The following is a 9,868-nucleotide window of genomic DNA, read 5'->3' as shown; positions in this document are numbered from 1 at the left end:
ACTTGCACTTAATCACTAAGTTAAGAGCTAATATGAAGAAAAATCAAGTATTAACAGAACCACAAGCCTATTATTTAAGGCATAGAGGATTGATAGAAACTGCTTTCGATGTACTTAAAAATCAACTAAATATAGAACATTCAAGGCACAGAAGCCCTAAAAATTTTCTTATTAATTTGCTGGCAGGCTTAATTGCTTATACATTTTTGGAAAAAACACCAAACATAAAAGCATATCCACAAAAATTAGAGGACAAACAAATTGTATTTATTCAAGAAAATGTAAAATAATTCACGTTATACCTACAATATAGAAGTAGATAGAAACGAAATTCAAGAGTTTTTGGACATGGACTTAGCAGAGTTCCAACTTAACAAAGACCGCTGGCGAGATGAGTTTGTAGGAAAGTACATCTATGACAAGCGAGAAAGACAAAGATTCTTAGAAACCTTTGTCAATGTAAAAACAAATAAGGTCAAAGAAAAAGAAGTAAGAGAAAAAGAGGTTACAAAAGGATAAAATCAATCCAATAAAATAGGTCAGATTTTCAAATCTGACCTATTTTATTTTTTTAGCATACTTAAAAACAAATTCCCCAGCCAGTTTTCATCTGCTTTAATCATTTTATCTACTGAGTTATTGACCGTTTCGGAAAAGTTTTTAAGTTGAGTCATGCTTTCTACAAAAGACTGATATTCCTCAGATTTTTTATCTCCTTCTACTTTTTTTAACTCTGTCAGCACCTCAATAATAGGCTCTAACTCTCTCTTTTTTCTCTCCCTAACGATAAGTTTGGCTATCTTCCACACATCTTTTTCCGCTTGGTAATAGTCTTTACGGTCGCCTGTTTTATTTACCCTATATACCAGCCCCCAGTCTATGAGTTCTCGTACATTCATATTGACATTCCCACGAGAGATTTGGAGAGTTTCCATAATATCCTCTGTACTAAGAGGTTGTGCAGAGATAAAAAGCAAGGCATGAAGTTGAGCCATCGTTTTATTAATACCCCATTGCGCACCTAAACCTCCCCAAGTTTGGATAAATTTTTTTTTTGCTTCGTCTAATGTCATAAATCAAGTGCTTGTGCTAAAAAATTAAAATTCAATTTAGTAATTCATATAGAAGTTTCAAAATTTTTTGAATTTTATTTGTAAAAAAATAAATCCTATAAAGTCTAAACAACCTTAGAGGATTTTACAACTCATTTCTGTTGGACAAGTCAAAAGGTTTTTACTTCAGTGGCTTCTCCTCTTTTCCAGTTTTCAGTTTTTTCTAATTTTCCTTGCTCGTTGTAGTAGTTCCACTTGCCTACTTTGGTGTTATTAATTTGCCTTCCTGTACTTTGGAGTTTGCCGTTTTCATAGAAGTTTTTTACTATCCCATTGATAGTCCCTCTGATGTAGGGTATTTCTGCTTTGGGCTTCCCCGATGGATAGAAAGTTTTTACCAGCCCATTTAACCTGCCTTTGATGAAAGTTTCTTCTGAGGCTATTTTTCCATCTTCGTAATAAGTAATTTTTGTACCTTCTACCTTGCCTTCTATGTAGGTTTCTTTGTATTTGAGTTGCTTGTTAGGATAGAAAAACTCCCAAGTTCCTACGGGTGTATTATCTTTGTATTGGATTTCGCTTTCCAATTCGCCGTTAGGGTAAAATCTTTTTATCTTTCTGTCCTTTTCATCGTTGCTGTAATCTATCTGTTCTTTTTTCTCTCCATTTTCATAATAATACAAGTTTTTCCCACTTTTTTTCCCCTGTGAATAACGCAACTCTGCTTTGATGTTTCCATTGTCGTAATAAGTTTTCACTTCTCCATGTAGCACCGCCCCTAAGAAAGCTAAGGCTTGTGTAGTATTAGAGTAGCTAAGAAACCCCTCTTTGTTTTTCATCATTACACGCCCTTCAGATATTTTTTTTCCATTTCTGTTGAAAGTTTTAAACTTATTAAAACGGTCATTATCCCTTAGCACTTCCAACTCCATAACTCCGTTATCAAAAAAGTTGCGTAGCGAATCCGTAGAAAGTTCTCCATTGACATAGTTTACTTCTATTTGTGGATTGCCGTTTTCATAGTATGTGATTTCCTTTCCATGTTGAACATGTTTCACGTAAGTAATAGATTTTTTCAGATTTCCATTGGGATAAAATTCTTTGACTATGCCGTGTAACTCATTATCCTTGAAAAGAGCGATAGTTCTTATTTTAGCGTCCTCGTAATAAGTGAAAAAGGAATCTTGCAACATATCATTCCGATATGTACCTTTTTGTATAATTTTCCCTCCAAAATCAAAAGCGAGAACCTCGCCTTCCTTTTTATCATCTTGGTAAGCATATTCTATTTTTTTCTTTCCATTTTCATAGTATTCTATAAACTTGCCTTGTCGCTTGCCGTCTATGAACATACCTTCTGTTTCCAAAGCTCCTGATTCATAGTATTTTACATACTTGCCCACCATATTTCCCTTCTCAAACTTGCCTTGTGTTTTGAGTTTACCACTTTTATAGTAGCTTTTGTAGTCCCCATCTATGATGTCTTTATTGTCTGCCAATACATAATATTCTTCTTTGATAGCACTATCTACGCTATCAAAATGAGTAGTTACTCTGATTTTTTCTTGGGCATTAGCAACAAAAAATAATGACAAAAAAATGTAAGAAACAAACAGCTTTTTCATAAGAAAAGTGATTTTATATAAGTGATTAGAAAAACTGTGCCAAATTAAAAATCATTTACTTTGATTTAATAGCAAATAAAATGTTTTTGTAAACTCTATGTAACAAACTCATGTAAAAAAAATAATTCCTCTTTCTGCGTAGCATTAACTAAAACAGATGAGGAATTACACTATTGAATATAACAGAAAAAATATTTTACTTACTATCTTGCCGCCTCTACTTCCTCTACTTCTTCTTGTTGTTTATTTTCTTTTTCTAAATCGTCAAAAGTAGGAATGACTTTATGCTCAGTAGAGAAGAAAGAATAAATCGCAGGAATCATATAAAGCGTCAATCCTGTGGCAAGTATCATACCTCCCACTACTGCAATCCCCATACCTACCCTGCTTTCCGAACCAGCCCCCAAAGACAGTGCAATAGGCAAGATGCCTAAAATGGTAGAGAGCGTAGTCATCAAAATAGGTCGGAAACGGGCAATAGCCGCATCTATTACTGCCTCTAACTTATTCAATCCTTGTTCTTTGCGCTGGTTGGCAAATTCTACAATCAAAATGGCATTTTTAGTAACTAAGCCTATCAACATAATCATACCAATTTGGCTAAAAATATTGAGGGTTTGGTTGGTGTACCAAAGCGAGAACAAGGCGCCTGCCAAAGCCAAAGGTACGGTAAGCATGATGATAAAGGGGTCGCGAAAACTCTCAAACTGTGCCGCTAACACTAAGTAAATCAAGGTCAAAGCCAATACAAATGCAAAAGCCAAACTTGAGGAACTTTCGGCAAATTCCTTAGATTGCCCTGCCAGAGCGGTGGTAAAGTTTTCACCAGTTTCTTCTCTGACTTGCTTAGCAATCTCGTCCATTGCTTTTAAGCCCTGTCCAATGGTTTTCCCTGTAGCAGGGTTGGCAGAGATGGTCGCAGAAACAAAGCGATTATAACGCGTCAATGAAGGCGGACTACTACTCTCTCTGAGCGTAACTAAATTATCCAACTGAATGAGCTTTCCTGCACGATTTTTTACGTACAAAGACTTCAAATCCAAAGGCTTGTTCCTATCTTCTCGTTTCAATTCCCCAATTACTTGGTATTGTTTTCCATTCATCATAAAGTAACCAAACCTCTGCCCTGCAAAGCCTAATTGGAGAGTTTGGGCTACATCGGCTACGGACACCTCCAAGTTGCTGGCTTTTTCTCTATCTATTTCTATGCGAATTTCTGGCTTGGTAAATTTCAAATTCACGTCTGCGGCGGATAGGTCGGGGTGTTGCATGACCTTTGCCATAAAAGCAGGAATAATCTGCACAAGTTTGTCCAAAGTAGCCGTTTGCAATACATACTGCACAGGTTGCCCACTCCTTCTTCCGCCGATGGTAGGTTCTTGAATCACAAAAGTCCTTGCCTCGCTCATCTGACGGAGTACTTTGGTTAGCGTATCAGCTATTTGCTGCTGAGAGCGTTGCCTTTTATCCGCTGGCGTAAGTACCAACCTCACAAAGCCTGTGTTTGCCGCTCCGCCTGTGCTAAAACCCGGAGAGGTAATGGTAATCACTGCTTCTCTTTCCTCTGGCTTCACTTGTTGGCTTACGAACTCCCCTAATCGTAACATGAAGGCATCAGTAGTTTCAAAAGTTGTTCCTTCTGGAGCAGTAACAGAAATGCGCAAACCTGCACGGTCTTCCAAAGGAGCCAACTCGCTTGGAAGCAGTTGGAATATCTCATAAATAGCAAAAATTGCAGCCGCTAATAAAGGGAAAGCTAACCAACGCATTTTCATGAAAGCATGGAGCGAACTTTCATAAAAGTTGTTTAACTTGACAAAGAAAGGCTCAGTTACATTGTAAAACCAATTATGTTTTTCCCTGTGTTTCAATATCTTAGAGGACAGCATCACCGTCAAGGTCAAGGCTACAAAAGAGGAAATGACTACTGCTCCAGCTACCACTACACCAAATTCTTTAAATAATCTTCCCGTAATCCCTTGCAAGAAAATAACAGGCATAAATACAGCAACAAGTGTAATCGTAGTAGAAATAACGGCAAAGAAAATCTCATTTGCTCCTTTGTATGCTGCTTCCAAAGGCTTCATGCCTTCCTCTATTTTAGTATAAATATTCTCCAACACTACAATCGCATCATCTACTACCAAACCAATTGCCAGTACTATTCCCAAGAGAGTAAGCACATTGATAGAAAAACCAGCAATATACATGATAAAGAAAGTCCCTATCAAAGAAATAGGAATTGCCAAAACAGGGATAACTGTGGTTCTCCAATCTCGCAAAAACAAGAAAATAATACTAACCACCAAACCAAAGGCAATAAAAATGGTTTCTTGTACCTCAGCGATAGAAGAACGAATGTACTTCGTATTATCAAAACCAATCACTAATTCTATGTCCTCGGGTAAGTCTTTCTTTATCTGCTCTACTCTTTTGTAAAAATTATTGGAAATATCAATATGATTTGAACCGGGTTGTGCAGAAACTGCATAGGCAACCATAGTAACCCCATCTCTGCGAAGCAGTGTTCTTTCATTTTCAGGAGATAACCTTACCTGCCCAATATCTTTAAAACGCACCAGTCTATCTTCTTCTTGCTTGATAACCAAGTTATTAAACTCCTCTACGGAAGTAAGCCTTCCCATAGTTTTTACGGTAAGTTCTGTTTGTTGCCCTTCTATTCTCCCGCTTGGTAGCTCTACGTTCTCTCTGCTCAAGGCAGTTCTTACTTCCAAAGGGGTAATTTGGTAAGCGGCAAGTTTTGCCAAATCTATTTCCAAACGCATGGCATAGCGTTTCTCTCCCCATACTTGCACCTCACTAACTCCGGGAATAGTTTGCAAACGCTCTTTGATGAGTGATTCTCCTATCGCATTCAAATCGAGCAACGAGCGTTTTGAACTCTTAGCATTCAAGGCAATAATTACCCCACCGTCCACGTCTGCCTTCGCAATTCTCGGTGGGTCGGCATCAGGCGGAAGCCTGTCCAACGCCCCAGAAACCTTGTCCCTTACATCGTTAGCGGCAGTTTCCAAATCTACCTCTAAGGCAAATTCTACAGAAATACTGCTCGAGCCATCCCTACTCGTAGAAGTAATACTCGTAACTCCCGCAATCCCGTTAATTGCCTCTTCCAAAGGCTCAGTGATTTGGGACTCTATGATTTCCGCATTCGCCCCTACATAGCGCGTATTGACGGTAATCACAGGCGATTCTATGCTCGGATATTCCCTGACTCCCAGAAAGTTAAAGCCAATGTATCCGAAAATGATAATGACTATGTTTAATACAATAGTAAAAACAGGTCGCTGAATACTGATAGATGAAAGACTCATTTTTTTATCAAAAAAGTTCGTATAATGTAAAAATTAAAACTGTATAAAATATCAAGAAAATAAGGAGAAAAGTTGATAGGTTTAATTGTGGGAGTTCAAAGATAGCATTTAATTTTGAAAATATTGAAATAAAGCAAGAAACTTTCTTTAATAAACTGCCAAACACAATACTTGTTTTCCCTATTGCACAACTTTTCCTTACCTTTGTGGAAAAATACTTGTCTGATTGAATGTCCAAAAGAAAAAAGCTATATCAACAACTCCTTCTTTTCACTTTTGTTTGCCTTGTTTCTAAAATTGAAGCACAAGGAATTCGTTTCAGTAAAATCACTACCGAAGAAGGACTTTCTCAAAATACGGCTTATAGCATTGCCCAAGATAAAAAAGGTTTGATATGGATTGGCACTTCTGATGGATTAAACAAGTACGATGGAAACAAAATTACTACTTACTACCACATTCCCAAAGATAGCACCTCGCTTCCAAACAGTTTTGCTTCGGCTTTGTTTGTTGATAAAGACAAAAATTTATGGGTAGGAACACTAAGGGGACTAAGCCTGTATGATTATGAAAAAGACCGATTCACCAATTTCCCAAAAGATGAAAAAGGTAGAGAAATAGCACGCATAGAAGCAATTATAGAAGATTCAGATAATACCTTACTGATTGCTACGAGTAACTTGGGCTTAAAAAAATTTGATAAGAAAAGTAGGCAGTTTTCCTCTTACCTTTCTTTTTGCAAAGAAAGCAAGGCAAGCGATTGTTACATTAAAAGCCTTGCCAAAGACGCAGAGGGAAATCTTTACATAGGAACAATCAAAGAGGGGCTATTTATTCTTAACAAAAAAACAGGAGTTTTAGAATCTTTTAAAAATGAAGAAAATAATAGTTTTAGCATAGCTAATAACTTCATTAACAGCATCTTAATCAGCAAAGACCAAAGCGTTTGGATTGGCACTTACGGCGGTGGCTTAAATAAATTTGATAAGAAAAAACGCCAATTTATTGCTTACAGGTATGATGAGAACAATCCTCAATCTCTTGGCAGCGATTATATCAGTGATGTTTTAGAAACCTCCACAGGAGAACTTTGGGTAGCTACTGAAGCAGGTGGGCTAAATCTGCTCCAGCAGAGGGGAGAGAGTGTTACTTTTAAACGATTTCAAAAAAATCTATCTAACCCAAGTACATTAAATGTCAATGAGTTAGTTTCTATGTTTGAGGACGAGGCAGGCGTGCTGTGGGTAGGTACGGTAAACGGTGGTGTGCATTACTTTGATTTGAAAAAACGCCATTATTTTTTGTATTACAGAAGTGAAGAAAACAATCTTAACAGCTTGTCTTACAACTCTTTAAGAAGGATATTCGAAGACAAAGAAGGAAACTTGTGGGTTTGTGCTACGCAAAAAGGGATTAACATGGCTACCCCGCAAGACCGCATAGAAAATAGGTTTCAACACCCGCCTTATCAATTAGAAAACGTAGATTTAGAAGACTATAAAAATGCTCCTTATAACTTCGCCGTAGATATTTGCCAAGATAAAAGAGGCATAGTTTGGTTAGCTACTTTTGGCGGTTTATTTGAGTACAAAGAGAAAAAATTTGTCAATCGGCTTTCTTTTAACCCAAAGGATACCAATGCTTTGCACCTTCCAAGCAGGCAGGTACGTAGTCTTTTGACAGACAGCCAAGATAATCTCTGGATAGGCATGGTAGGTGCTTTGGCAGTATGGAACACCCATAGAACCAATCTATCCATACTTTTTTCTGATGCAAAGAAAAATGAAGCTATTTTCCCTCAAGGCTGCACTATTAATTACCTTATTGAGGATAAAAAAGGGAGCATTTGGATTGGCATACAAAGTCATGGTATCAGAGTATATAATCCTAAAAATAACACTTTTAAAACCTATCTTCATAACAACAATGATTCTTTGAGTTTAGCAAATGATAGAGTAATTTGTATCTATTCAGACAAGGAAGGAACGATTTGGATTGGGACAGCTGGAGGATTAAGTCGCTTCAATGAAATCTCTGACAATTTTACTAATTTTGGAAAGAAAAATGGCTTCCCTAATGAGGTGATTTACGGTATTTTAGAAGATAGTGAAAGTAACTTATGGTTGAGTAGCAACAAAGGGCTAATTAAATTTAATAAGAAAAGCTACCAAATTACTACTTTTGATGCCAATGACGGCTTGCAAAGCAATGAGTTCAATATCAATGCTTTTCACAAAAATAGTAAAGGAGAAATGTTCTTTGGAGGGGTCAATGGTTTCAATGCTTTTTTTCCTGAGAAGATTCAACTAAGCACCTATAAACCAAAAGTCATCATCACTGAATTTCAACTGTTTAATAAGCCTGAACGCAATTATGGCGAAGATTATATTTTAAAAAAGCATATTTCAGAAAGCAAGGAAATTGTGCTTTCTTACAATGATTATATTTTTGGCTTTGAATTTTCCGCCCTGCATTTTAGCAATCGCTCAAAAATAAAGTATGCCTACAAGATGCAAGGCTTCGATAAAGATTGGAACTACACCGATGCCAAGCGACCTTTTGCCACTTATACCAATCTTTCTCCGAATACCTACACTTTTTTGGTGAAAGCCACTAATGGCGACGGCATTTGGAATGAGGAAGTTAGCTCGCTCAGAGTAGTGATTACTCCTCCTTTTTGGCAAACATGGTGGTTTGTTTCTTTGGCGGTTTTGAGTATTTTGGCTACCTTATTTTTCTTGTACCAATGGCGTATTAGGCAAATCCAAGCCCATGAAATTGCCTTAGAAAAATTGGTCAAAGAACGTACCCAAGATTTAGCCTTAGCCAATGACAAATTAGAGAGCAGCCTTAAAGTCATGGAAGTACAAAAATCCATATTAGAAAAGCAAACGCAGAAATTGCAAAATGTCAATGCACAACTCTTAGACCTCAATAAGTTCAAAGAAGGTTTGACGAGCATGATAGTGCATGACTTAAAAAATCCGCTCAATACGATTTTGGGCATCACAGAAAAGCAAGAAGTTCTCCAAGCAGCAAGGCAGATGCTCAACATGGTATTCAATATCTTGGACGTACAAAAGTTTGAAAACACCCAATTTCAATTGCAAATCTCTCAGCAAAGACTGATAAGGATTGTATATAATTCGCTCAATCAAGTTAGACTCTTGTTAGAAAGAAAATCTATTGAGGTCATCAATCAAATACCCAACCATATTGTAGTTAGCATAGATGCGGAAGTTATTGAAAGAGTGATGATTAATCTGCTTACCAATGCTATCAAATTTACTCCCAATAATGGAAAAATAAGGCTTTACATCAATCCTGATTTTGCAACACAAGCCAATGACCAAGTAAGCATTGCGATTGCTGACTCAGGGATAGGGATTCCAGAGGATAAGTTAGAAGTCATTTTTGAGAAATTTGCTCAGGTCGAGGCGCTCAAATCAGGCGATGTACGCTCTACAGGTCTGGGCTTAACTTTTTGCAAAATGGCGATAGAGTCGCACAAAGGGCAGATAGGGGTAGTTTCCAAAGAGGGGCAAGGAGCTACTTTTTGGTTTTCACTACCTTTGGCAAAAATACATTACGAACCCAACTTATTTCCTATGAATGGCAAGCTACTCGCCAAAAAAATTGTGCTTTCTCCACAAGAACGAATGCAGTTAGCTCCATTTTTTGACCGATTAAAAAAGCTAACGGTTTACGAATACAGCGATGTGAAAAGCATTTTAGATGAAATAGAGGCTTTTCAAGAAGAAAACATACGTTTGTGGAAACAACAAATAGAAAATGCCTTGAAAGCCTGTAATGAGGAAAAGTATGAGGAATTATTAAGTATATAGCGAAAGTTTGA

General features: G+C 37.2%; 6 protein-coding genes. 3 read left to right on the top strand and 3 right to left on the bottom strand.

Annotated features, from left to right (window positions below; genetic code table 11):
- Both BM141_RS19105 and BM141_RS23120 read left to right on the top strand, forming a co-directional pair.
- Window positions 1-290 (top strand): transposase (locus BM141_RS19105; RefSeq protein WP_143090757.1); only part of this gene is annotated, 290 nt, incomplete at its 5' end.
- Between the two features lie 58 nt (window positions 291-348).
- Window positions 349-519, top strand: coding sequence for a hypothetical protein (locus BM141_RS23120; RefSeq protein WP_177217459.1), 171 nt, complete (start codon window positions 349-351; stop codon window positions 517-519).
- 44 nt (window positions 520-563) lie between these two features.
- Here the strand turns inward: BM141_RS23120 and BM141_RS19100 are convergent, their stop codons facing one another.
- The 3 genes from BM141_RS19100 to BM141_RS19090 all read right to left on the bottom strand — a co-directional run bounded on the left by BM141_RS19100 (window position 564) and on the right by BM141_RS19090 (window position 6,012).
- Entirely contained in the window at window positions 564-1,073 is a 510-nt protein-coding gene (locus BM141_RS19100; protein WP_091549068.1) for a GbsR/MarR family transcriptional regulator, read from the bottom strand.
- A 149-nt stretch (window positions 1,074-1,222) separates the two neighbouring features.
- Window positions 1,223-2,677, bottom strand: coding sequence for a toxin-antitoxin system YwqK family antitoxin (locus BM141_RS19095; RefSeq protein ID WP_091549067.1), 1,455 nt, complete (start codon window positions 2,675-2,677; stop codon window positions 1,223-1,225).
- 203 nt (window positions 2,678-2,880) lie between these two features.
- Window positions 2,881-6,012, bottom strand: a complete 3,132-nt coding sequence (locus BM141_RS19090) for an efflux RND transporter permease subunit (RefSeq protein WP_091549066.1) — start codon at window positions 6,010-6,012, stop codon at window positions 2,881-2,883.
- A gap of 230 nt (window positions 6,013-6,242) precedes the next feature.
- Between BM141_RS19090 and BM141_RS19085 the strand changes: the two genes are divergently transcribed.
- On the top strand, window positions 6,243-9,857 hold the full coding sequence (locus BM141_RS19085) for a ligand-binding sensor domain-containing protein (protein ID WP_091549065.1): 3,615 nt from the start codon (window positions 6,243-6,245) through the stop codon (window positions 9,855-9,857).
- Window positions 9,858-9,868: the final 11 nt, after the last annotated feature.

Source organism: Thermoflexibacter ruber (assembly GCF_900113045.1).
Classification (GTDB): domain Bacteria; phylum Bacteroidota; class Bacteroidia; order Cytophagales; family Thermoflexibacteraceae; genus Thermoflexibacter; species Thermoflexibacter ruber.
Note: the sequence above shows the minus strand (reverse complement) of the source record. Positions and strands in the feature narration are given on the sequence as shown.